The sequence below is a fragment of the Roseateles flavus genome (genome assembly GCF_039872765.1).
GTDB classification, from domain to species: Bacteria; Pseudomonadota; Gammaproteobacteria; order Burkholderiales; family Burkholderiaceae_C; genus Roseateles_B; species Roseateles_B flavus.
Map to the genome: position 1 here is coordinate 19349 of NZ_JBDPZC010000014.1, position 23078 is coordinate 42426.

Here is a 23078-nt window from a genome sequence, read left to right on the forward strand (position 1 = left end):
AGGGCCGCGGCCTCAGTGCAGGGCCGGGCTGTGCCGCGGGCGGTCCTTGCCGCTGGACTGCAGCAGGGCCGTCGCGGCCGCGGGCTCCAGCGGCCGGCCCAGCAGATAGCCCTGCAGATGGGTGGCGCCCAGGCGCTCCAGGGCGTCGGCCTGCTCTTCGGTCTCCACCCCTTCGGCCACGATCTCCAGGTTCAGGCTGCGGCCCAGGGCGCAGGTGGCCTCGACGATGGCGGCGGCCTCGGGGCGCGGCAGGGGCTCGACCATGCTGCGGTCCAGCTTCAGCGTGCGGATGGGCAGCTTGCGCAGCATGGTCAGCGAGGACTGGCCGGTGCCGAAGTCGTCCATGGCGCAGGGCACGCCCGCCGCGCCGAGCTGCTCCAGCTGGCGCAGCACCTCGTCCAGCTGCGTCATGGCGGCCGTCTCGGTGATCTCGATCTCCAGCAGGCCGCGCGGCAGGCCGCTGCGGGCCAGCCGCTCCAGCAGCCGGTCCGCAAAGCGGGGCTGGGTGAACTGCACCGGCGAGACATTGATGGCCACAGGCAAGACCTGACCCTGCTCGTGCCAGCTTTGCAGCTGCAGCAAAGCCATGTCGATGATCAGCTCGCCCAGAGGCAGGATCTGGCCGGTGCGCTCGGCCGCGGGGATGAAGTCCGCGGGGCTGATGCGCTGGCCGTCCGGCCGCTGCCATCGCACCAGGGCCTCGAAGCCGCTGAGCCGCCGGCTGCCGCAGCGGAACTTGGGCTGGTAGACCAGCTGGAACTCGCGGGCGCGCAGGGCCTTGTCCAGCAGCTGCTCGGCCTGCAGCATGGAGCTGGCGCGGCGGTCCAGGGCCGGATCGAAGAGGGCGTGGGCGCTGCCGGGGATCTGCTTGGCGCGGTGCATGGCGGACTCGGCCGCGCGCAGCAGGGTTGCGGCATCGCTGCCATCGCGCGGCGACAGGGCCAGGCCCACCGACAGATGCACGGTCAGCTCCTGCTCGTCCAGCCTGAGCGGCTGGCGCGTGGCCTCCAGCAGGCGCCGGGCCAGGGCCTCGGCCTCCGAGGGCTGCTCCAGGCCCTCGACCAGCACCAGGAACTGGTCCTCGCCCAGGCGGCTGACGCTGGAGGGCAGCGCGCACTGCCGCATGTGCTCCAGCAGGCGCTGACCCAGGGCGTGCAGCAGGCGGTCGCCGAACTCGGGGCCCAGGGTCTCGTTGATCAGCTGGAAGCGGTCGACATCGGCCGACACCAGCAGCAGGGGCGTGCCCGCCGCGGTCAGCCGGCCCAGGGCCTCGACGGCGTGGTTGCGGTTGGGCAGGCCGGTCAGCTCGTCGAAGTGGGCCTGGCGGCGCAGGGCTTCCAGGGCCTCGTGGCGCGCGGTCTCGTCCAGCATCACGATCAGCTCGGCCGGGGCGCCGTCCCAGACCAGCTGGCTGGAGAGTCCGCGCAGGTAGAGCGGGCGCCCGTCCTGGCTGAGGCGCGGACCTTCCCACTCGATGCGGGCTTCGGGGTCGGCCAGCACGCGGGCATGCCTGGCCTGCGAGGACTGGGCCTCCCCGGGCAGGACCAGCTCCTGCAGCACGTCGCTCTGGCGGGCCTGCGCCAGGCCGGGGAAGCCGAACATCTGCAGCGCGGCCGGGTTGGCGTAAAGCAGCCGGTGCTCGCGCATCACCGCCAGGCCCTGCAGCGAATGCTCGGCCAGGCGCGAGAAGCGCAGGGCCTGGTCGCGGGCTTCCTTCTGCGCGCCCGCCGCGGCGACGATGATCAGCGTCAGGCTCAGCAGGGTCTGGACGATCAGGCCGCTGGCATGGGTGACGGCGGACTGGCTCAGCGGATGCAGCAGCGGCCCGCTGGCATGCACGGCGGCCGAGGCCACGAAGAGCAGGGTCATGACGCGCTCGGCGGGGCGCGGCGTCCAGCCTATCCAGGCCGCGCAGCGCAGATTGCCCAGGCACAGCACGGTGGCGGCGAAGGCCACGGCCCAGGGCTTGTGCTGCTGCGCGAGGACGGCGATGCCCACGCTCATCACCAGCAGCAGCCCGGCCCAGAAGCGGCCGGACCAGGGGCGTCGGCGGTACAGCGCGCTACCCTTCATCAGCTGGTACAGCGAGGTCATCACAGCGGCCGCGGCCAGCCCGGCCAGCAGGTCCAGTGAAGGTCCGGGGCTCACCACCGGCGCCATGCCCACGCCCAGCGCCAGGCCCATGCCCAGCAGCACCGCGCTACGACCCCACAGCAGCACATGCTCGTGGCGCGGGTTGAGGCGCCACAGGGCGATCAGGGTGACGCCCAGCATCAGCTCCAGGAACGAACTCAGCAGCACCAGCAGATTCATTGGCGCGGGCTCCCTGTGCCCCGGGGCGGCCGAGGCGGTTCTGTCGGATGCTACCGTTTGCAACGACGCCTGAACCCCATGGTTGAGGGAACTGTTGCGGCAGGGTGCCAAGTACGGGGGAACCGGGCGCTGGCCTTGTCGCGGCAAGCGGTGACAATAGCGCCCTCCCGGGCCTTTTTCCGCGCCCCGCCTGACAGCAACAGCCGCCCACCATGACCCAGCGCGTCCTCACCGGCATCACCACCACCGGCACCCTGCACCTCGGCAACTACGTCGGGGCGGTGCGCCCGGCCATCGCGGCCAGCCGCGAGCCCGGCGCCGAGAGCTTCTTCTTCATGGCCGACTACCACGCGCTGATCAAGTGCGACGAGCCGGACCGCATCGAGCGTTCGCGCCTGCAGATCGCCGCCACCTGGCTGGCCGCCGGGCTGGACACCCAGCGCGTGGTGTTCTACCGCCAGAGCGACGTCCCCGAGATCCCCGAGCTGACTTGGCTGCTGACCTGCGTGACCTCCAAGGGCCAGATGAACCGCGCCCATGCCTACAAGGCCTCGGTGGACGCCAACGTGGCCGCCGGCGAGGACCCGGACGCGGGCGTCACCATGGGCCTCTACAGCTACCCCATCCTGATGGCGGCGGACATCCTCATGTTCAACGCCCACCGCGTGCCCGTGGGCAAGGACCAGGTCCAGCACATCGAGATGGCGCGCGACGTTGCCCAGCGCTTCAACCACCTCTTCGGCAAGGGCCAGGACTTCTTCGTGCTGCCCGAGGCCCAGGTCGACGCCGAGATGGAACTGCTGCCGGGCCTGGACGGCCGCAAGATGAGCAAGAGCTACGACAACGTCGTGCCGCTCTTCGAAGGCGGCGCCAAGGGCCTGAAGGAGGCCATCGCCCGCATCGTCACCGACTCCCGCCTGCCCGGCGAGCCCAAGGAGCCCGAGGGCACGGCCCTGGTCCAGCTCTTCGACGCCTTCGCCACGCCCGAGCAGCGCGCCGCCTTCCGTGCCGAGCTGCGCGCCGGCCTGGGCTGGGGCGAGGCCAAGCAGCGCCTCTTCGCCCAGATCGACGCCGAGATCGGCCCCATGCGCGAGCGCTATGAGCAGCTGATGGCCAATCCCGAGCGCATCGAGCAGATCCTGCAGGAGGGGGCCGCCAAGGCCCGCGCCATCGCCGCCCCGCTGCTGGCCCGCCTGCGCGAGGCCGTGGGCCTGCGCCGCTTCCAGCCCCTGCAGGCCAGCACGGCGCCCGTGGCCAAGGTCAAGTCGGCCCTGCCGGTCTTCAAGCAGTACCGCGAGGCCGACGGCCAGTTCTACTTCAAGCTCAACGCGGCCGACGGCCAGCTGCTGCTGCAGAGCCAGGGCTTCGCCCAGGGCAAGGATGCCGGCCAGTGGGTGGCCCGCCTCAAGCGCGAGGGCGCCGCGGCACTGGCCGAGGCCCCGGTGCAGCGCGGCGAGGTCGACGACGCCCTGCTGCAGGAAGCCCTGGCCGCCCTGCAGGCCGCCGACAGCGCCTGACCGGCCCTCCCCTGCCCATCCGGGCAGGCGTGCCGCGCGGTGCGGCTGTTGTGGCTGCTTTGCCGCACGATGTGTGTGCACCGGGCAGCACAAGCCTGCAGTTTCGAGCGGTGCGTCCAGAACAAGTGCGAGCAAACCCGCTAGGCTGTTCGGGGGCGGGTAGCTAGTCTTTGCTATCGAGCTCGACAAGTCGATCAATAGCAGGAGACAAACCCATGAGCGCCATTGCCCCCGACACCCTGGCCCTTCAGTGCCTCTACCGCTGGGAGCGCGAAGCCGCGTCCCGTGTGGCGCTGACCCAACCCATGGGCGGCGGCGAGCTGAAGGATTTCACCTGGGCCGAAGTGGCCGACCAGGTCCGCCGCATGGCCGCCCACCTGAAGTCCCAGGGCTGGCCCGAGGGCTCCAAGGTCGCCATCCTGTCCAAGAACTGCGCCTGGTGGCTGATGAGCGACCTGGCGATCTGGATGGCCGGCTACGTCTCCGTGCCCCTGTACCCGACGCTGGCGGCCGAGACCGTGCAGCAGATCCTCACCCACAGCGAGGCCCGCGCCTGCTTCATCGGCAAGCTGGACGGCTGGGAAGGCATGAAGCCCGGCGTGCCGGCCGGCCTGCCCTGCATCAGCTATGCCCTGTCGCCCGATGACGCCCGCAAGAGCTACGAGGGCTGGGACGCCATCGTGGCGCGCACCGCGCCGCTGCAGGGTCAGGTCTTGCGCGATGCCAAGGAGCTCGCGACCCTCATCTACACCTCCGGCACCACGGGTCATCCCAAGGGCGTGATGCACAGCTTCGGCAACTTCGCCTGGGCGCTGACGGCGGCGCTGGGCCGTTTCCCGATGTCGGCCTCCGACCGCCTGCTGTCCTACCTCCCCCTGGCCCACGTGGTGGAGCGGGTGCTGGTGGAGCACGGCTGGTTGCGCACGGGCATGCATGTCTTCTTCGCTGAATCGCTGGACACCTTCAATGCCGACGTCTGCCGCGCGCGGCCGACCATCTTCTTCTCCGTGCCCCGCCTGTGGGTGAAGTTCCAGCAGGGCGTGCTGGCCAAGATGCCCGAGCAGAAACTGGAACGCCTGCTGCGCCTGCCCCTGATCGGCGGCCTGGTGCGCAAGAAGCTGAGGAAGGCGCTGGGCCTGGACCAGTGCCGCATCGCCGCCGGCGGCGCCGCCCCCATGCCGGTGGCCCTGCTGAACTGGTTCCGCCACATCGGCCTGCCGGTCAACGAGGGTTATGGCATGACCGAGAACCTCGCGATCAGCAACATCACCAAGCCCGGCGTGGACATGACGGGCACCGTGGGCCCCGCCTATGACGGCGTGCAGCTGCGCATCGACCCGGCCAATGGCGAGCTGCTGATGCGCAGCCCCGCCGTCATGCTGGGCTACTACAAGGAACCCGCCATGACGGCCGAGGTGCTGGACCAGGAAGGCTGGCTGCACACGGGCGACAAGGCCAGCATCGATGCCCAGGGCCTGGTGCGCATCACCGGCCGGGTGAAGGACCTGTTCAAGACGAGCAAGGGCAAGTACGTGGCCCCGGCCCCCATCGAGGACCGCCTGACCATGCACCATGCCGTCGAGGCCTGCGCCGTCACCGGGGCCAACCTGGGCCAGCCGGTGGGCATCGTGATGCTCTCGCCGGATGCCGCCCAGCGCACCGGCACCGAGGCCGACCGCCAGCAGCTGATGGCCCAGCTGACCCAGCACCTGGACGACATCAACGCCCGCCTGGACCCGCACGAGCAGCTGGACTGCCTCATCCTGGTGAAGACGCCCTGGACGGTCGACAACGGCTTCATCACGCCGACCTTCAAGGTCCGCCGCAACCGCATCGACGAAGTCTTCGGCCCCAAGCTGGAAGCCTGGGTGGAAGAGCGCCGCAAGATCATCTTCGGCGACTGAAGCTCAGGCCGGCTGCGCCGTCACGGGCTCGGCCGGCCGGAACTGGCCGGGCCAGCGGCGCTGGCGCCAGCGCATCAGCGGGCGCTCGATGGCGTGGTACAGCAGCCCGCCCAGGGCCACGCTGGCCAGGGCCGTGATCCCGAAGGCGGCCCAGTCGGGCAGGTCCTGCAGCAGTGGCTTCATCATGTGGGCCAGGGGCTTGTGCGTCAGGTAGACGGCATAGGACCACAGCGCCAGCGAATGCGCCCCCGGCAGCGTGCGGCGTGACAGCCCATGCCCTGGCGCGAGGCAGGCCAGCAGCAGCAGCGCATAGGCCCAGGCCATGGCGCTGTAGCCGATGGCGCTCATGAACCAGCCCCAGCTGTCGTCCGGCAGCACGTAGTTGTGCACGGCCACGGTCCACATGAGGCCCACGGCGGCCAGGCCCAGGGCCAGCAGCAGGCGGCCATGGCGCATCAACCGGGCCCACAGCTGCGGATGGCCGTGCTGCAGCAGGGCCAGGGCCAGGCCCGGCAGGAACTCGTCGGCGCGGCCCAGGGTGGCGTAGTAGATGTTCTGGTAGTAGCCCACGACGTCCGATTCGCGGCTGCCGTACAGCGTCCACAGGTGGTGGCGCCAGGCGATGGCGGCCAGCGTCAGGCCGGCGATGCCCAGCCAGGCCTGACGCCGGCTCAGGCGCAGCGCGCGGGCCGCCAGCAGGGCCAGGGGCAGGACCAGGTAGAACTGCTCCTCCACGCACAGGGACCAGGCATGCGAGAAGGCCGTGCCCGGCATCAGCTGGATGTTCTGCGTGAAGGTGAGGAAGCGCCACAGCGGCGGCGGCTCGCGCCCGCCGAGCTGGCCCGGCAGCAGGAAGAAGGCGGCCAGCACGAGCCAGTACAGCGGCCAGGTCCGCGTGGCGCGGCGGGCGTAGAAGCCGGCCAGCGAGAGCTGCTCACCACGCGCCAGGCCCGCCATCAGCTGCTCGCCGATCAGGTAGCCACTCAGCACGAAGAACAGGTCCACCCCGCTCCAGCCGACGTTGGAGAACCAGCCCATGTCCGGTGCACGGCTCACGAAGACGCGGTAGTGGAAGCAGAAGACCAGCACGATGGCCAGGGCACGCAAGGTGTCCAGGCCGGGGGCGCGGGGGTGGGTGCCGGGCGGGGCGCTGTGCAGGGTCATGGGCTTGTCGAGCGAGGTAGCGAGGCTGCGGATTGTGGGCAGCCTCGCCCCGCGGGGCAGGCCCTGGGCGCGTTACGCTTGTTGCAGCGCTGGCCTGGTGGCACCGGGGTAGCGCTGGTAGGCCAGGAAGACCTGGTCCAGCACCCAGCCCTCGGACTCGTACAGCGCCTGCGCCCGTGCATTGCTGCGGGCGGTGGTCAGGTCCAGGCGGGCCACGCCGCGTTCCAGGGCCAGACCCTCGGCCGCGCGCAGCAGGGCCCGGCCCAGCCCCAGGCGCCGGGCCTCGGGGGACACGAAGAGGTCGTAGAGGCTGAAGATGGGCTGGGCCTCCACCGAGCAGAAGGTGGGATAGAGCTGGCAGAAGCCCAGACCTTGGCCCTCGGGACCTTCGGCCAGCAGCACCACCGACTCCGCCCGGCGCAGGCGCTGCTCCAGGAAGGCCCGTGCGAGGGTCAGGTCTGAAGGCTGCTCGTAGAACTGGCGGTAGGCGTCGAACAGCGGGGCCAGCACGTCGAGATCGGCCAGGCCGGCGAGGCGGATGCGGGGCTCGCTCATGCACCGCCTTCGGGCTGGTGGCAGACAGCCTCGATGTTGTGGCCGTCGGGGTCGTGCACGAAGGCGCCGTAGTAGTCGGGGTGGTAGTGCGGGCGCAGGCCCGGAGCGCCGTTGTCCTGGCCGCCGGCGGCCAGGGCGGCGCGATGGAAGGCGTCCACCTCCGCTCGCGTGCCGACGCGAAAGGCGATGTGGATGGGCGGCTGGTTGGGCGTGCCGCGGCTGATCCAGAAATCGGGCTTGGGCGGCTCGCCGAAGCCAGCGACATCGGTGTGGCCGGTCACGGCGGCCGGGAACTCCAGCAGAAGCTGGTAGCCGATGGGGGCCAGGGCCTGGCGGTAGAAGGCCTTGCTGCGCTCGAAGTCGCTGACGACGACGCCGGTGTGGTCGATCATGGGGAACTCCCTCGTGGATGGATGGGGTCTAGAGCTGGCGCTGCATGAAGCGCCAGCCGGACTGCAGCGAGGCGGGCACCTCGGTGCCCGCATGGGGTGCGCAGTCCTGGAAGCCGTGGCGTGCGTAGAGCGCCTGGGCCTCCTGCATGAAGGGGGCCGAGTCCAGGCAGAGCTGGCGGTAGCCGAAGTCACGGGCATCGTCGACGAGCCGCTGCATCAGCAGCGCGCCCAGGCCCAGGCCGCGGAAACCGGGGCGGAGATAGATGCGCTTCAGCTCGGCCCGCTGCTCATCCAGGCGGCGCAGGCCACCCATGCCCGCCATGCGCAGCGCCGGCCCCTGCGCCTCGGGCACGACCAGCAGGTAGAAGCAGCCGGCGGGCGGGAGGTCGCTGCAGACCTTGTCCAGCATCCCGGCGGCGTAGTCGGCCACCGGACGTTCAGCCAGCGCCGCGGGCAGGGCACCGAAGTGCTGCTCGATGCCGGCGAAGACCCAGGCCATGTACTCGGTGTTCAGTGCCAGCAGCTCCTGCGCGTGCAGGTCCAGCCGGGCCTGGATGAGCTGCGGGGTGGCGGTGGACGTGGCGGTGATGCGCATGGGCGCGCAGACTACGTTATGCACCCACCCCTGGGCAAGCACTGCGCGGCTCAGTGGCCGCACAGCGCACGGCCCCTCGCTGTCAGGCCTGGCGCCCTTGCGCCGTTCGCCGCGCCAGGTGCAGGCCCAGCCAGCAGCTCAGCGGCCAGCTCAGCAGCCAGGACAGCCAGTACCAGTGCGGCCAGCCCTTGCTCCAGTTGGGGATGGTGGCCGCGATGCCCAGCAACTCGCCCAGCACCATGAACCACAGCACATGGCGGGCCGGGCGCGCCGAGGCATGGCGGGCACAGAGCCAGGCACACAGGATGGAGATGCCGATGAACAGGCCGGTGCTGGCCATCAGCGGGAGCTCGGAAGGGATGCGGCCCTGGACGAAGTCGCCCGGGAACAGGGCAGACAGCAGCGGGTCCGTGGCCAGGACCAGCAGGACCGACAGCACATAGCAGCCGATGACCAGCGCCAGGGATCGCAGCATGGGGGCCTCCTGAGGCAGGCGGGGCACTTGCCCGCCGACGGGCACGACGATAGCAAGCGCCGCCCTGCTCGCACCCTCGGTGCTAACCCCCGCATGACCTGTCTTTGTTGGTATTAGACTGGTATTAAATTGGCAACACAACACGGGGAGATTCCATGCACAGGCGCCAGACCCTCGGCTGGGCCGCCGCTTCGGCCGCGGCCTTCCTGCTGCCCGGCTGCGGGGGCGGCGGGAGCTCCAGCACGCCGACGCCCGGCCCCACGCCCTCGCCCATCCCCGCCGAATGGCAGGCCCTGAGCCGCCAGGTCCAGGGCCAGCTGCTCCTGCCGGGCCAGCCGGCCTATGAGCAGGGGCGGGTGGCGGCCAATGCCCGCTACGACGACCGCCGGGCCCAGGCCCTGCTGCGCTGCGCCGTGGCCGCCGACGTGCAGGCGGGCCTGGCTCACGCGCTGAGCCAGCGCCTGCCCTTCAGCCTGCGCAGCGGCGGGCACAGCTATGTGGGCAGCTCCACGGGCAGCGGCCTGGTGATCGACCTCGGTCCCATGAATGGCGTGCGGCTGGAGGGCGAGGTGGCCGTCGTGGGTGCGGGCGCGACGCTGTCGGATGTCTACGGCACCCTCATTCCGCTCGGGCGCTGCGTGGCCTCGGGCAGCTGCCTCAGCGTGGGCGTCACCGGCATCACGCTGGGCGGCGGCTTCGGCGTCGTCGACCGCTCCCAGGGGCTGGCCTGCGACCAGCTCCTGGGCGCCCAGCTGCTGAGCGCGGACGGCCGCCTGCTGGACTGCGACGCCCAGCGCCATCCGGAGCTGTTCTGGGCGCTGCGAGGCGGCGGCGGCGGACATTTCGGCGTGGTGACGCAGCTGCGCCTGCGCACCCATGCCGTCGGGCCGCTGCAGCTGTTTGGGGCCGACTTCCCCCTCGAGGCCCTGCCCGCCGCCCTGGCCGCGTGGCAGGACTGGCCTGCCCAGGGCCTGCCGGAGGCGATCTGGTCCCAGTTCGTGCTGCCGGCCGGCGGCGCGCAGTTCCGTATCTGGGGTGTGGCCGCGGGCGAATCCGCCCCCTTGCAGCCCCACTGGACGGCGCTGCTTCAGCGCATCGGCCGCGAGCCGCTGTTCCAGGCCTGGCAGGCCAGCAGCTACGGCTCGGTGATGATGGGCGCCTGCCAGAGCTACAGCCTGCCGCAGTGCCACCTGCCCAGCCAGCGCGAGGGCGGCCTGCTGGGGCGCGTCTCGATGACGGCCAGCTCCGACTTCTTCGACCGGCCGCTGGGCGCCGCCGGCATCGCGGCCCTGTCCGCGGGCGTGGCGGCCCGCCAGGGCACGGGCGTGGCGGTGCTGAATTTGATGGGGGGCGCCATCGCGCGCGTGGCCCCGCAGGACACGGCCTTCGTCCATCGCCAGGCCCTGTTCAGTGCGCAATACCTCGGCGAGTACCCCGCCGGCACGGCGGAAAGCACCCTGGCCGGCGCCGAGCAATGGGCCCAGGGCATGCGGGATCGCATGCGGCCTTGGAGCAGTGGCGGCGCCTATGTGAACTATCCCAACGCCCTGCTGCCTGACGCGGCGCGGGCCTATTACGGCGCTCAAGCGCCGCGGCTGCAGGCGCTCAAGGCGGCCGTCGATCCACAGGGGGTGTTCGCGCCGCTGGAGCGGGCCTGAGCGGCCCTCAGCCTTCCTGCCAGCGCGCCTTGCGCTCCGCCGTGTAGTCCCACCAGGGGCGCGGGTCCTCGCCGGCCATGAAGCGGGTGACGGAGATGAAGACGTCGATCACGCAGGGGTCGTGCCGCTGGCCGGTGCGCTGGCACAGGGCCGTGTAGAGCTGGTAGGGATCGCGACCCTTGAGCTGCGCGGGCTGCAGGATGTCCAGCAGGCGCAGATCGGCAGCCATGGCCGGCCCGATATTGGGCAGGTCGGTGAGCTGGCGCAGGCGTTGGCGGTCGACTTTGGCGGGGTTCATGGGAGGGGTCAGACGAGGGTGTCGGGGTCGCCCCACAGGGCTTTCTGGTAGGCCTTGATGCGCGGCGCCAGCAGCTCGGCGCGGGCCAGGCTGTCCGCGGGCCAGAAGCGGGTGCGGTCGTAGTACTCGGGCACGGCCACCGCGCCGGGCGGCAGGGAGAACCAGGGCTGCTTGCTGCTGGTGAAGATGTGGATGTCCGGCGGCAGCAGGTCGGGGTCGTCCAGGGTCCCCACGCGCAGGAACTTCAGCAGCGGGCCGGCACCGGCGTAATGGCTCCAGACCGCCACGCGGCACTGCGGGCAGCGGGCGATCTGCTGGCCGGCGCCGCTTTCCGAGGGGGTGGCCACCAGCTCGGGGGGCATGCCCAGGCACTCGACGCGCTCGGTCTCGAACAGGGCGTTGAGGGCGAAGGCGCTGCCGCTTTCCCGCTGGCACCAGCGGCAGTGGCAGCAGTGCACGAACAGCGGGGCGCCGAGCACGCGGTAGCGCACCGCGCGGCAGTCGCAGCCGCCCTCGATGGGATAGGCAGGAGAGGAATTCACGGCGTTTGCTCGCTCCAGTGAAAGGGCCGCGGCCTAGGGCTTGGTGGGCCAGTGCCGCTCGAACACGGCGCGCACGGCGGGATGCTGCTCGATGCGCTGCAGCTGCGCCAGGAAGTCCGGCCGCTCCTTCGCCAGGCAGGGGCGGGTGCCCGACCAGCGGGACACCACGGTGGCGAGCAGGGCCAGGGCGTCCGGGCGCTGCAGCGGGCCGGCGTCCGGCGCCGGCAGCAGGGCGCCGAAGGTGTCGGCGAACAGGCACCAGTGCGCATGCAGGCGCTCGCGGGTGCCGGTGCGCAGGCGTTCGCAGCTGGCCTCATCCGGCTCATGCAGCCAGCGCTCGGGGTAGTCGCTGATGCTGATGGCGGCATAGCAGTTGGCCGCGATGTAGACCAGGCCGCGGATCGCCTGCGCGCGCGCCGCAGGGTCCGTCGGCAGCAGGCCGGAGGCCGGATGGGCCAGGCCCAGGTGGATCAGGATGGCCGCGCTTTCGCTGAGCACGCCGCCGTCGGGCAGGACCAGGGTGGGGATCTGCTGCAGCGGGTTCACACGGGTCAGTGCCTCCAGCTCGGACTTCGGGTCCCAGGACGCGGCCTGGCGCTGCTCGAAGGGCAGGCCGGCCAGCGCGAGGGCGCATTCGATGGCCGCGGAACCGGAGCCGGGGTAGCCGAAAAGAACGTGCACGGCATGCATGGACTCTCCTTGAATGGGTCGCTCAGGCGCTCAGACGCCGCCGCCCTGCTCCCAGCCTTCGTCCGGGTGCCGGGAGCGGCTGGCGGGTGTCTCCTGGCCGTCGACGGGGGCCTCCCGTGGCAGCTCGATGACGAAGCGGGTGCCCTCGCCCATCACGCTCTGCACCCGGATGCTGCCGCCCAGCAGCGTGTGGACAATGTTGTAGCAGATGTGCAGCCCCAGCCCCGAACCGCCCTGACCCAGCCGGGTGGTGAAGAAGGGCTCGAAGATGCGGCGCAGGTGCTCGGGCGGGATGCCGGCGCCGTTGTCCGAGAACTCGATCAGCACGCGGTCCGCGCCCTGGGCCTGGGTCAGCAGGCGCATGTGGCCGCCCTTGCGGCCCTCGAAGCCGTGCAGCATGGCATTGAGCACCAGGTTGCTGACGACCTGCCCCAGCGGCCCGGGGTAGCTGTCCATGTCCAGCCCGGGCAGCAGCTGCAGGCTGATCTCGTGCTCCTCGCGGCGGATGCGGCTGGACAGCGTCATCACCACCTCCTCGACGGTCTGGGCCAGGTCGAAGCGGCGGCGCTGGTCCGAGGTCTGGTCCACCGCCAGCTGCTTGAAGCTGGCAATCAGGTTGGCGGCCTGGTCCAGGCTGCGCATCAGCAGCAGGGTCGAGGCCTCGCTGCCCTCGCAGAAGGCCTGCAGCTCGCTGCGCCGCAGGCCGCCGCCCTCGACCCGCCGCAGGAAGTCCCTGCTGGCATCGCGCAGGGTGCTGGCCATCAGCAGGCTGTTGCCGATGGGGGTGTTGAGCTCGTGGGCCACGCCGGCCACCAGGGAGCCCAGGGCGGCCAGCTTCTCCTGCTCCACCAGGCGGTCCTGCGCCAGCTGCAGGCGGCGGTAGGCCTCGGCGTTGTCGTAGGCCACCGCCGCGTAGGCGCCCAGGGTGCGCAGGATGTCCAGGTCGGCCAGCCCGAAGGCCTTGGGCCTTTCGCTGAGCACCGCGATCACGCCCATCACCCGGCCCTTGAGCCGCATGGGCACGTAGAGGCCGGAGCGCGCCTTGCTCACCGGCCGCCCGTCGGCCAGGCGCGTGTCCTCCTGGCCGCTGATCTGGCGCACATGGCTGTCCAGGCGGCGGATGTCCTGGGGGAACTCGTCGATCATCAGCTCGCGCGCCTCCAGCACGCACTGGGTCGAGGGCTGGTCCAGTGCGCTGAGGCTGCGCTGGTAGGGCATGAAGGGTTGGCCGTCCTGCATGACGAAGTCGAAGTCGATCACGCCGGCGTCCCAGTTCACCCGGCCCACGCCGAACACGCTGGCGTTCATCAGCTCGCTGACGTGGGCATAGAGCGTCTGCTGGATGACGGGCAGCTCGCGGGTGGCAGTGATGTCGCGGCCGATCTCGCTGAGCAGGGTGATGCTGCGCCGCGCCTTCTCGGCCGCCTCGCGCTGGGACTCGGCCAGCTGCTTCTCGACCTGCAGCTGGCGGCCCTGCTCCACCACCTCCTGCGTGCGCTGCGCCACCTTGGCCTCCAGGCTCAGCCGGGCGGCGTGCAGCTTGGCCGTGCGCCATCGGTAGGTCCAGGCCATCAGCGCCAGCAGGCCCAGCAGCAGGGAGAGGCGCCACCACCAGGTGCGCCAGAAGGGAGGCAGCACCTCGATCTCGATCAGGGTCTGCGAGGGGCTCCAGACTCCGTCCGGATTGGCCGCGCGCGCCAGCAGCCGGTAGCGGCCGGGATCGAGATTGGTGTAGGTGGCAATGGCCTGCTCGCCCCGGCCCTGGATCCAGTCGCGGTCGAAGCCCTCCAGGAACCAGGCATAGCGGTTGCGCCGCGGATCAGCGAAATGCAGGGCCGCGAGCTCGAAGCTGACCATGGCCTCCTCATGGCCCAGGCGCATGTGGCGGGCCGCATGCAGCGGCCCGTCGATGCCCACGTCATGCAGGCTGAGGCTGGCGCTGGAGCCCACCTGCTGCGCGCTGACGGCCGCCCCGGTGCCGCCGGCGGCGTGGGTGGTGGGCAGCAGGCTCTGGTTGTAGAGCCGCAGGTCCGACAGCACCACGCCGGGCGCCTGCGGGTTGTCGCGCAGCTGGGCGGGATGGAAGCGGATCACGCCCGTGCTGCCGAAGAAGAGGCTGCCATCGGGCCCGCGCGCCGCCGCGCCGAAGTTGACGCCGCCGCCGAAGCGCGAGCGGCCGGGGTAGCGGCGGGCGCGCTGCTGGTCCGGCAGCAGCTGCACCAGGCCATCATCCGCGCCCAGCCAGATCTCGCCGTCCAGGCTGTCCTGCATGGCGTCGTAGGAGCCCGGGCCCAGGCCCGGTGTGGCAGACCAGTCCCGCAGGCGCCAGCCGCCGGCATCCTGGCGCAGCTCGTGCACGCCCTGGTTGCTGGCCAGCCAGATGCGGCCCCGCACGTCCTGGCGCAGGGCGTGCACGGCCAGCTTCTGCGGCTGGCTCAGGGACGCGTCGGGCGCAAGCGGGAATTCGAAGTCGTCGGTCTCGGGGCGGTACAGGTAGAGCCCGCCCTTGGTGCCGATCCACAGCCGCCCCTCGCGGTCCTCCAGCAGGCAGTCGATGGTGTCGTGCTGCAGGGCCTGGGCCACGCCGGGGCGGGCGGTGTAGCGGTGGGCGCGCAGCTCGCCGGGCTCGATGCGGTAGAGCCCCGCGGCGCTGCTGGCCCACAGGCGGCCCTGGCGGTCCTGCACCAGGGCGCTGATGGAGGCCGCGGCCGGGCTGCTGGCGTCCAGGGCCACGACCTGGCTGCGCCGCGCGCGGGCGTCGTAGCGCATCAGGCCGCCATCGCCGCCGGCCCACAGCAGGCCCTCGCGGTCGCGCAGCAGGGTCTTGATGTTGCGCAGGGGCAGCTGGGCCGGCGGGATGCGCTCCACGTCGCCGCTGGCCAGGTGCAGGCGGTTGAGGCCGCCGCCGTAGATGCCCACCCAGACATGCTCGGCGTCGTCCGGCGCGAAGGCCATGGGCGAATCGCCGCTGAGGCTGCGTTCGTCGCCCGGCACATGGTGGTAACGCAGGAAGCCGCCCGAGCGCAGGTCGGCCAGGCTCACGCCCTTGCCCCAGCTGCCCACCCACAGCACCCCGTCGCGGTCGATCATCAGCGAGGCCACGCTGTCCGAGGCCAGGCTGTCGGGCACGGCGGGCTGGTGGCGGTAGCGGCGCAGGCCCTGGCCGTCGTCCCGCCACTGGAAGAGGCCCTGGTGGTCGCCCATGCCGATCCAGACGCCGCCCTCGCGGTCCTGCGCAAGGGCGAAGACGGTGCTGCGCGGCAGGTCCAGCGCGGAGAGGCGTGCATCGGGCCGGGCGGTGCTGCCGTCCGGGTCCAGGGCCCAGACCTGGAGGCCGCCGCTGAGGCCCACCCAGAGGCGGCCGCCCTGGTCCACCAGCAGGCTGCGGGGCAGCAGCTCCGAGGCGGGACGGCCCTGCGCCATGGGATGCGCGCCCAGCTGCAGGCGCTGGCGTAGCTGGCCCTGGGCGTCCACATGCAGCAGCCAGTCTTCCTGGGCGAACCAGACGCCGCCCTGGCCATCCCCCAGGAAGGCCCGCACCCGGCCCACGGGCAGGGTCAGCTCCGCGGGCGGCTCCCAGCGGCTGAACTGCTCGCTCTGCCGGTCCAGCAGGTACAGACCGCCGGCCAGGGCCGTCCAGAGCTGCGTGCCGGTGCGCGGCGCAAAGCCCAGCACGCGGCGCTGCTGCAGGGCCAGACCGGGCGGCAGCGCCAGGCGGTGGATCTTCTCGGTGGCCAGGGCCAGGCGGTCCACGCCGTCGCTGGTACCGACCCACAGGCTGCCCTGGCCGTCGTCCAGCAAGGCATGGACGAAGGGATGGCTGAGGGTGTCCGGCTGCTCGGGGCGGGCCGCGAAAGCCTGGACGTGCCGGCCGTCGAAGCGGGCCAGGCCGTTGGTGGTGCCCAGCCAGACGAAGCCGCGCCGGTCCTGGAAGCTGACCACGATCGCGTCGCTGGGCAGGCCGCTGCCGGAGTTGAGCGCGGTGAAGGGCAGCGCCTGCAGGGAGGCCGCGCACACGAGAGCGGGCAGCAGGGCGGCTGCCAGCCCGATCAGGGCGATCCGGGCGCCGGTTCTCTGCACAAGCCCAAGCCAAGACACCACAAGCCGACCCCTGCTGCGAGCAGCCCCCAGGGTAACGAATGCCCGCCTCGCTGACCAGCCGGCACAACACCGCCCCCATCGAATCGGTGGGCGGGCCTGCGACGCGAACCGCGCGGTGTGCGGGCTCAGGGGCTGACCCAGTCTTGCGCCTGCCCGGCCGTCATGCCCTGGTGATGGCTCAGGTGGACCTGGCCCTGGAACCAGCGCTCCCAGCCGGCGGCGCGCAGGCGGTCCAGCACGGGGCCTTTGAGCTCGCTGAGATCCAGGCGCAGGCCCTGGCGCCGCAGGCTCTCGTGCAGTTCACGCAGGGCCTCCAGGCCGCTGTAGTCGATGCCGTTGACCGGCGACATCTGCAGCACCACGCGCCGCGTGCCCGGATGCTGCGTGAGCTGGGCCTGGACCACGTCGGCCAGGCTGCGGGCATTGGTGAAGAGCAGGCTCTCGTCGATGCGCAGGCCCATCACCTCGGGCAGGATCTCGACCTCGTGGCGGTCGACGTTGCGGTAGTGCTCGGTGCCGGGCACGCGGCCGACCAGCGCCACATGCGGGCGCGCCGTGCGCTGCAGCAGCAGGGCGATGGAGCCGAGCACGCCCAGGCCCAGGGCGGCGGCCACGCTGACGTTGAGCACCAGCAGGGTCACGGCCAGCATCAGCAGGCCTTCGGCACGGGCATAGCGCCAGGCTTCCAGGTAGGGCCGCCACTGCAGGCCGGACAGCACCGCCACGAGGATGGTGGCCGCCAGCACGCTGCGCGGCAGCCAGGCCAGCGCGGGCGCCAGGCTCAGGGCCGCGGCGCCCATCAGCAGGGCGGCCATGACGCTGCTCATGCGGCTGCGGCTGCCGGCGTCGTACAGCAGGGCGCTGCGCGAGAAGCTGCCCGCCACCGGCATGCCCGCGCTGAAGGCCGCGGCGAGGTTGGCGCCGGCCAGGCCCATCAGCTCCCGCCGCGGGTCCACACGCTCGCCGCGCCGGCGCGCCAGTGCCTCGGCCACGACCAGGCTGCTGACGTAGGCGATCAGCGCGATCAGCAGGGCACCGGGCAGCAGGGCCAGCCACAGGGCGGGGTCCAGCGGCGGCCATTGCAGACGGGGGTGCAGGGCGGGCAGCGCGCCCACCAGCGGCACGCCCAGGCCCTGCGCCTGCACCGCCCAGGCCACGCCCAGGGTCAGCAGCAGGACGATCAGCGGCGCCAGCCGGGCCCAGAGCCCGCCCAGCAGGCGCCGGCCCAGCAGCAGCAGGGCCACCGCCGCCAGGCCGAAGCCCAGCGTGGGCGCATGCCAGCGCCAGCCGCTGCCCGCCGCGCTGGCGAGCAGGGCTGGCAGCTCGGAGCCCTGGGCGGGGCTGCCCAGCAGGGCCGGCAGCTGGCTCAGCGCGATGGCCAGGGTGGCGCCCGTCTCGAAGCCGTGCAGCACCGGCACGCTCATCAGCGCGGCCAGTGCGTCCAGTCGCAGGGCGGCGGCCGCGGCCATCAGCAGGGCCGATTCGGCGGCCAGCACCAGGGCCGCCTGGCTGGCGCTGTAGCCCGCCGGTGCGGCGGCCGTGGCCTGCGCCACCATCAGCGCGACGATGGCCACCGGGCCCACGCCCAGGTAGGGGCTGGAGCCCAGCAGGGCATAGGCCAGCAGGGGCAGCAGGCTGGCGTAGATGCCCACCTCGGCGGGCAGTCCGGCCAGCAGGGCGTAGGCCAGGCTCTGCGGGATCAGCAGCACGCTGACCACGGCGGCGGCGACCAGGTCCTCCCGCCAGGGGCCGCGGGCGTAGGCGCGCAAGGCTTGCAGCGGCTTCACAGCGCGTTGAAGGGGATCTTCAGGTAATGGACGCCGTTGGACTCGGCCGCGGGCAGCTGGCCGGCGCGCACATTGACCTGCACCGAAGGCAGCAGCAGCAGGGGCATGGCGAGCGTGCGGTCACGGGCCTGGCGCAGGGTGACGAAGTCGGCCTCGCTGACGCCCTCGTGCAGGTGCACATTGCGCGCGCGCTGCTCGTCCACGGTGCTGATCCAGCAGGGCGGGCGGCCGTTGGGCGGGTAGTCGTGACACAGGTGCAGGCGGGTATGCCCGGGCAGGCCCAGCAGGCGCTGCACGGAGCGGTAGAGCGTGGCCGCATCGCCGCCGGGGAAGTCGCAGCGGGCGCTGCCGTAGTCGGGCATGAAGAGGGTGTCGCCGATGAAGACGTCGTCCCCCACGCGGTAGCTGATGCAGGCCGGCGTGTGGCCCGGCGTGTGCAGCACCTCGACCTCCAGGCCGCCGATGGCGAAGCGCTGGCCGTCCTCGAAGAGCTGGTCGAAGGGGCTGCCGTCCACAGGGATGCCGGGGTCGTTGAACAGGCGGCGGAAGACCTGCTGGACCTCGGTGATGCGCGCCCCGATGCCGATGCGCCCGCCCAGGCGCTGCTGCAGCCAGGGCGCGGCGCTGAGGTGGTCGGCGTGGCAGTGGGTCTCCAGCAGCCAGTCCACCGTCAGCTGCTGCTCGTGCACCCAGGCGGCGATGAGCTCGGCGCTGAGCGTGCCGCTGCGGCCGGACTTGGGGTCGTAGTCCAGCACCGGGTCGATGATGGCGCAGCGCCGGCTGTGCGGATCGGCCACTACATGGCTCACCGTGTGGGTGGCCGCGTCGAAGAATGCGTGGATCTGGGCCTGGATCGGTGGGTGAGGCATGACGACTCCTGCGGGGCCCGGGCAGTATAGGTGGGGCCCCCCGTGGAGGCCGCCTCCACGGCTCAGGGCGTCGTGGGGCCCAGCACCTGCAGCAGCTGCACGCGGGAGGAGATGCAGGCGGCGTCGAAGTCGGCCTGGATCTGGGTCAGGGCCTCGGTGTCGTGGGCGTCGATGGTGGCGATGCCGATGGCACGGTTGCGGCCCTGGGCCTTGGCGGTGTAGAGCACCATGTCGGCCCAGTTGACCGCCTGCTCCCAGTGCAGGGACAGGCCCGTGGGCGGCAGCGGGAAGTGCGCGAAGCCGACCGAGACCGTCACGTGCAGCGGGCCGTCGGGCGTCTGCACGGTCTCGCCACCCACGGCGAAGAGGATGCGCTCGGCCATCTGCTGCAGCTGGGCCGGCGGCACGCCGGGGATGAAGACCAGGAACTCCTCGCCGCCCCAGCGCACCACGAGATCCTCCTCGCGCACGGCCTGGGTGATGCGGCGCGAGACCTCGCAGATGACCGCGTCGCCGGCCGAGTGACCGTGCTCGTCGTTGACGTGCTTGAAGTGGTCGATGTCCACCATCAGCAGCGCGCCGTTGAAGGTGTTGGCGGCATGCTGCTCCATCACCGCCATGAAGTGGCGGCGGTTGGCGAGGTTGGTCAGCGGGTCGCGCTCGCTCTGGGCGCGCAGCAGGGCCTCGTTGGCCTTGAGCTGGCGGTTGGCCAGGCGCACCTTCTTCAGCATCACCACCAGCAGCGGCAGCAGCAGCGCGGTCAGCAGGGCCAGGGCCATGCCCACGCGCTGGGCCAGCACGCTGTTGGAGACCTGGCGGGCCTTGAGCTCGCCATCGCGCTGCAGCAGGGTCAGCTCGGCGCTCTTGCGGTCGCTGTCGTAGCGCAGCCTGAGCTCGTCCAGCTGGGCCTTGCGCGAGGCTTCCTGCACTTGGCGGCTCTGCTCGCGCTCGGCGAGCAGGGCCTTGAGGGCCTCGGCCCACTGGCCGCTCTCGGCCCAGGCATCGGCGAGCTCTTCCAGCTCATGGCTGCGCTCGGCCGCGCCGACGAGCTCCGGGCGCATCGCGTCCAGGCGGCGCCGCTCCTGGCGTGCGGCATCGAACTGGCGCAGCTGGATCAGGGCCAGGCTCATGTTGTGGCGCACGATGCGCTCCATGCGGCGGTCCTGGAATTCCTCCAGGGCCGGCAGGGCCAGGCGGGCCGCGGCCAGGGCGCGCTCAGGTTGCTTGGCGCTCAGGTAGAAGTCGGAAAGATTGCTGCGCACCACGGCCTCGACACGGCGGGCGCCTGCGCTGTGCGCCAGGCTCACCGCTTCTTCGAGTGCGCGCAGCTGGCCGCTGCGGTCCTTGCGGGCGACCGCGATGCCGCCCTCGTAGACCTTGATGCGAGCCAGGGTCGGCATGTCCGCCTGGGCGGCCTGCAGGGCCTGCGCCAGGTGCTGGCGGCCGGCCTCGACCTGGTCCTGCTGATGCTCGGCCACGGCCAGGCGCCCCAGACTCAGGGCCAGCAGTCCCGGCAGCTTGAGCTGGCGGGCCAGTGCGACATGGCGTTCGAGCACCGTGATGGCGCTGGCGCCGGCCCCGGTGGCTTCCTGGCTCAGGGCCAGCAGGCGCAGGCCCAGCCAGGTGGCGGTGGCATCGCAGCCGGCCTCCACACTCTCCCTGAGCGCCGCCTCCTGCCGGTCCCACAGACAGGGCGGATGCAGCAGCTCCAGCCCCTTGCGGGCCAGCTCGCTGGCGGCCTGCGGATGGTCCTGGCGCTCGGCCACCATGGCGCGGATCAGCTGGGCATGGCCGGGGAAGTCCTGGTCCAGCTGGCGTGCCAGGGTCTCGGCCTCGGCGGCGCCCTGGCCCGAGGTCAGGGCGGCCGCCAGTGCGAGGGTCAGTTCCGCCTGCAGGGGGGCATCGCCCGTGGACTGGGCCAGCTGCACCATGGGCCGCAGCGAGCGGGCGGCCTCCACCGGGTGGTCGTAGGCCAGCAGGGTGAGCACCAGGGCCTCGCGGCGCAGCTCGGCCCGGCTGGAGGCGGCGGCGCCTGCGGGCGCGGGGGCGGCCAAAGGGCCGGTCGCGGGCGCGAGCGCGGGTCCGGGTGCCGGGCCGGGCGCCGCGCTGGCGGTGCCGGCGGCCAGGGCCAGCAGCAGGGGCAGCAGGCGCTTCATGTGCGGGGCTCCGTCCATTGGGCCGGGCCGGCCTGCGTCGAGAGCCGGACCTTGCCGTCGTGCCAGGCGGCTTCCATCTGCTCGGCCAGGTGCAGCAGGCCCTCGCCGTCGCTGGCATCGGCCCATTGCAGGCCGTAGGCCTTGTTGCGGCCGTGGGCCTTGGCCATGTACATGAGGGTGTCGACCATGTCGATGGCGCGCTCCCAGTGCAGGGACACGCCGTGCGGCTCGATGGGCAGGCTGGCGAAGCCGATGGAGGCCGTCACCGGCACCGTGTGGCGTTCGTGGGTCACGGGCTGGCCGCCGATGGCCTCCAGCAGGCGCTGGCCCAGGTGCTGGGCGAAGACGGGGTCGCAGGACTTGATCACGATGAGGAATTCCTCGCCGCCCCAGCGCACCACGAGGTCGTCCTCGCGCAGGGCCTGGCGCAGCCGGCGGGAGACCTCCACCAGCACGGTGTCGCCCGCGGCGTGGCCGTATTGGTCGTTGATGCGCTTGAAGTGGTCGATGTCGATGAGGAAGATGCTGCCGCGCAGCAGGTCCTGCTCCTCGCGCTGGCGGATGGCTGCCTGGAAGTGGCGGCGGTTGGCCAGGCCGGTGAGCGGGTCGCGCTCGCTCTGCACCTTGAGCCGCTCGTTGGTGCTCTGCAGGGCCAGGTTGGTCCGGCGCACGCGGCGGTAGGCCATCAGCAGCAGCGCGCCGGCGGCCAGCACGCAGCCGCCCATCAGCAGCCACAGGCGGAACTCCAGCTGGCTGGCGCGCAGCTGCTCGTTCTTGAGGCTCATGTCGCGGTTGAGCAGCTCGAACTCGCGGCTGCGGCGGTCCGCCTCCAGGGCCTCCTGCGCTTCCAGCACGGTCTTGCGGAGGTCGTCGCGGTAGAGCTGGCGGCGGAACTGGCGCTCCTTCAGGTAGGCCTGGACGGCCTCCTGCGTCAGGCCCGCGTCCTGCAGCGCACGGCCGTATTCCTCGTAGAGTGCGTCCAGCCCGGTCGCGGAGCCGGCGTCGGTGACCAGCTTGAAGCCGGCCTCGACCTCCTGCCGGCCCTGCGCCACCTGCCCCGTGTGCATCAGCGCGATGCCCAGGTTGTGGCGGGCCAGCGATTCGGCGAACACGTCCTTGCGCTTCTGCGCCAGGCGGATGGCCTCGGTGGTCAGGGCGATGGCGCCGTTCCATTCGCGCTTGCGCAGGAAGTCGTCGGCCCGGTTGGCCAGGGCGTTGGAGATCAGGTCCTCGAGGCCGGTCTCGCGCGCGGCGTCCAGGGCCGCCTGCGAGCTGCGCTCGGTGATGGCGCGGTCGCGGTCCTGGAACATGGAGCCGCGGTTGACCTCGATGAAGTAGCGCAGCAGCGGGTTCTTGTCATTGAGGGCGAGCTGCTCGGCCTCCTCCTGCGCCTTCACGGCCTGCTCGAACTGCTGGGCGGCCGCATAGGTGCCGGCCAGCTGCAGCCGGGCAAAGACGCGGCGCGAGGGCGAGGCGGCGGGCCCGTCGGACAGCTCCAGGGCCCGGTGCGCGGCGCGCAGGGCGCGGTCGAATTCGCCCTGGTCGGTGAACAGGCCGGCCTGCATGGCGTAGAGCGTCAGCAGCAGGCGGGGGGGCTGGCCGGTCTCGTCCAGCTTGTCCAGGACCGACAGGATCTTCTTGAGCTTCTGGCCCTGGCCCGACAGCGCCGCGCGGCGCGCCTCGGTCACGGCCAGGGTCAGGCGCACCGTGGTGTCGACGCGTGCGTCCTCGCGGCCCGGCCACTGCTCCAGCTGCTGGCGCAGTTCCTCGTAGCGCTCGGCTTCGTCGACCCGCGCCACGACCACCGCGCGCAGGCCCAGCACTTCCAGGCGGGCGGGGCTGCCTGGCGGCAGCTTGGCGGCCATCTCGCGGAGCTCGTCGTCCGTCTGGCGCGGATGCATGCGGATGGTGAGCTCCATCTCGTCCAGCTTGGCCAGCAGTTCGGGCGAGGGCGCCTGTGCCAGGGGGGCGCTGCTGCTCTCGGGCTGGCAGGCGGTCAGGCCGAGCACGAGCAGGCCCATCGCCAGGCCAAGGCGCCAGCGCGGGGGGACGGGGCGTGAGC

Annotated in this window: 17 protein-coding genes; 3 read left to right on the plus strand and 14 right to left on the minus strand. The window is 72.0% G+C overall.

What is annotated here, in order from left to right; genetic code table 11:
* Window positions 1-12: 12 nt before the first annotated feature.
* On the minus strand, window positions 13-2313 hold the full coding sequence (locus ABDJ40_RS21900; RefSeq protein WP_347612873.1) for a putative bifunctional diguanylate cyclase/phosphodiesterase: 2301 nt from the start codon (window positions 2311-2313) through the stop codon (window positions 13-15).
* A 212-nt stretch (window positions 2314-2525) separates the two neighbouring features.
* Here ABDJ40_RS21900 and ABDJ40_RS21905 point away from each other — a divergent pair, with 212 nt between their 5' ends.
* Window positions 2526-3830: a tryptophan--tRNA ligase gene (locus tag ABDJ40_RS21905; protein ID WP_347612875.1), complete on the plus strand. Its 1305-nt coding sequence runs from the start codon at window positions 2526-2528 to the stop codon at window positions 3828-3830.
* A gap of 215 nt (window positions 3831-4045) precedes the next feature.
* The gene (locus tag ABDJ40_RS21910; protein WP_269630700.1) at window positions 4046-5734 is read left to right on the plus strand and encodes an AMP-binding protein; all 1689 of its coding nucleotides are present in this window, start codon (window positions 4046-4048) and stop codon (window positions 5732-5734) included.
* A gap of 3 nt (window positions 5735-5737) precedes the next feature.
* On the opposite strand, the gene ABDJ40_RS21915 is transcribed toward ABDJ40_RS21910, so the two are convergent.
* The 5 genes from ABDJ40_RS21915 to ABDJ40_RS21935 all read right to left on the minus strand — a co-directional run bounded on the left by ABDJ40_RS21915 (window position 5738) and on the right by ABDJ40_RS21935 (window position 8915).
* Complete coding sequence (locus ABDJ40_RS21915) at window positions 5738-6898, minus strand: acyltransferase family protein (protein ID WP_347612877.1); 1161 nt, start codon at window positions 6896-6898, stop codon at window positions 5738-5740.
* Window positions 6899-6970: 72 nt separating this feature from the next.
* Window positions 6971-7453, minus strand: a complete 483-nt coding sequence (locus ABDJ40_RS21920; protein WP_347612879.1) for a GNAT family N-acetyltransferase — start codon at window positions 7451-7453, stop codon at window positions 6971-6973.
* Window positions 7450-7845, minus strand: coding sequence for a VOC family protein (locus ABDJ40_RS21925; RefSeq protein WP_347612881.1), 396 nt, complete (start codon window positions 7843-7845; stop codon window positions 7450-7452). The genes ABDJ40_RS21920 and ABDJ40_RS21925 overlap by 4 nt, the downstream gene beginning before the upstream one ends.
* 28 nt (window positions 7846-7873) lie before the next feature.
* The gene (locus ABDJ40_RS21930; RefSeq protein WP_347612883.1) at window positions 7874-8440 is read right to left on the minus strand and encodes a GNAT family N-acetyltransferase; all 567 of its coding nucleotides are present in this window, start codon (window positions 8438-8440) and stop codon (window positions 7874-7876) included.
* 82 nt (window positions 8441-8522) lie between these two features.
* Window positions 8523-8915: a hypothetical protein gene (locus tag ABDJ40_RS21935; protein WP_347612885.1), complete on the minus strand. Its 393-nt coding sequence runs from the start codon at window positions 8913-8915 to the stop codon at window positions 8523-8525.
* A gap of 155 nt (window positions 8916-9070) precedes the next feature.
* Between ABDJ40_RS21935 and ABDJ40_RS21940 the strand changes: the two genes are divergently transcribed.
* On the plus strand, window positions 9071-10573 hold the full coding sequence (locus ABDJ40_RS21940) for an FAD-binding oxidoreductase (RefSeq protein WP_347612886.1): 1503 nt from the start codon (window positions 9071-9073) through the stop codon (window positions 10571-10573).
* A gap of 7 nt (window positions 10574-10580) precedes the next feature.
* Here the strand turns inward: ABDJ40_RS21940 and ABDJ40_RS21945 are convergent, their stop codons facing one another.
* From ABDJ40_RS21945 to ABDJ40_RS21980, 8 genes are all read right to left on the minus strand, one after another.
* Entirely contained in the window at window positions 10581-10871 is a 291-nt protein-coding gene (locus ABDJ40_RS21945; RefSeq protein WP_347612888.1) for a helix-hairpin-helix domain-containing protein, read from the minus strand.
* An 8-nt stretch (window positions 10872-10879) separates the two neighbouring features.
* On the minus strand, window positions 10880-11413 hold the full coding sequence (locus tag ABDJ40_RS21950) for a GFA family protein (RefSeq protein WP_347612890.1): 534 nt from the start codon (window positions 11411-11413) through the stop codon (window positions 10880-10882).
* A gap of 33 nt (window positions 11414-11446) precedes the next feature.
* Entirely contained in the window at window positions 11447-12103 is a 657-nt protein-coding gene (locus ABDJ40_RS21955) for a glutathione S-transferase family protein (RefSeq protein WP_347612892.1), read from the minus strand.
* A gap of 30 nt (window positions 12104-12133) precedes the next feature.
* Complete coding sequence (locus ABDJ40_RS21960; RefSeq protein ID WP_347612895.1) at window positions 12134-16183, minus strand: two-component regulator propeller domain-containing protein; 4050 nt, start codon at window positions 16181-16183, stop codon at window positions 12134-12136.
* 146 nt (window positions 16184-16329) lie between these two features.
* Window positions 16330-17991, minus strand: a complete 1662-nt coding sequence (locus ABDJ40_RS21965; RefSeq protein WP_347612896.1) for a SulP family inorganic anion transporter — start codon at window positions 17989-17991, stop codon at window positions 16330-16332.
* Window positions 17988-18860 carry an MBL fold metallo-hydrolase gene (locus ABDJ40_RS21970; RefSeq protein WP_347612897.1) on the minus strand — a complete coding sequence of 291 codons (873 nt, stop codon included), beginning with the start codon at window positions 18858-18860 and terminating at the stop codon, window positions 17988-17990. The genes ABDJ40_RS21965 and ABDJ40_RS21970 overlap by 4 nt, the downstream gene beginning before the upstream one ends.
* Window positions 18861-18922: 62 nt before the next feature.
* Complete coding sequence (locus tag ABDJ40_RS21975; protein ID WP_347612898.1) at window positions 18923-21016, minus strand: GGDEF domain-containing protein; 2094 nt, start codon at window positions 21014-21016, stop codon at window positions 18923-18925.
* A complete protein-coding gene (locus ABDJ40_RS21980; RefSeq protein ID WP_347612899.1) occupies window positions 21013-23037 on the minus strand; it encodes a diguanylate cyclase in 2025 nt (674 codons plus the stop codon). Before ABDJ40_RS21980 ends, ABDJ40_RS21975 begins: the two co-directional genes overlap by 4 nt.
* Between the last annotated feature and the right edge of the window lie 41 nt (window positions 23038-23078).

Bases quoted from the DNA above. Each gene is read 5' to 3' on its own strand.
- ABDJ40_RS21955 (WP_347612892.1), bottom strand. From the start codon at position 12,103: ATGCATGCCGTGCACGTTCTTTTCGGCTACCCCGGCTCCGGTTCCGCG.
- ABDJ40_RS21945 (WP_347612888.1), bottom strand. From the start codon at position 10,871: ATGAACCCCGCCAAAGTCGACCGCCAACGCCTGCGCCAGCTCACCGAC.
- ABDJ40_RS21925 (WP_347612881.1), bottom strand. From the start codon at position 7,845: ATGATCGACCACACCGGCGTCGTCGTCAGCGACTTCGAGCGCAGCAAG.
- ABDJ40_RS21905 (WP_347612875.1), top strand. From the start codon at position 2,526: ATGACCCAGCGCGTCCTCACCGGCATCACCACCACCGGCACCCTGCAC.
- ABDJ40_RS21930 (WP_347612883.1), bottom strand. From the start codon at position 8,440: ATGCGCATCACCGCCACGTCCACCGCCACCCCGCAGCTCATCCAGGCC.
- ABDJ40_RS21970 (WP_347612897.1), bottom strand. From the start codon at position 18,860: ATGCCTCACCCACCGATCCAGGCCCAGATCCACGCATTCTTCGACGCG.
- ABDJ40_RS21980 (WP_347612899.1), bottom strand. From the start codon at position 23,037: ATGGGCCTGCTCGTGCTCGGCCTGACCGCCTGCCAGCCCGAGAGCAGC.
- ABDJ40_RS21915 (WP_347612877.1), bottom strand. From the start codon at position 6,898: ATGACCCTGCACAGCGCCCCGCCCGGCACCCACCCCCGCGCCCCCGGC.
- ABDJ40_RS21975 (WP_347612898.1), bottom strand. From the start codon at position 21,016: ATGAAGCGCCTGCTGCCCCTGCTGCTGGCCCTGGCCGCCGGCACCGCC.
- ABDJ40_RS21920 (WP_347612879.1), bottom strand. From the start codon at position 7,453: ATGAGCGAGCCCCGCATCCGCCTCGCCGGCCTGGCCGATCTCGACGTG.
- ABDJ40_RS21900 (WP_347612873.1), bottom strand. From the start codon at position 2,313: ATGAATCTGCTGGTGCTGCTGAGTTCGTTCCTGGAGCTGATGCTGGGC.
- ABDJ40_RS21935 (WP_347612885.1), bottom strand. From the start codon at position 8,915: ATGCTGCGATCCCTGGCGCTGGTCATCGGCTGCTATGTGCTGTCGGTC.
- ABDJ40_RS21910 (WP_269630700.1), top strand. From the start codon at position 4,046: ATGAGCGCCATTGCCCCCGACACCCTGGCCCTTCAGTGCCTCTACCGC.
- ABDJ40_RS21940 (WP_347612886.1), top strand. From the start codon at position 9,071: ATGCACAGGCGCCAGACCCTCGGCTGGGCCGCCGCTTCGGCCGCGGCC.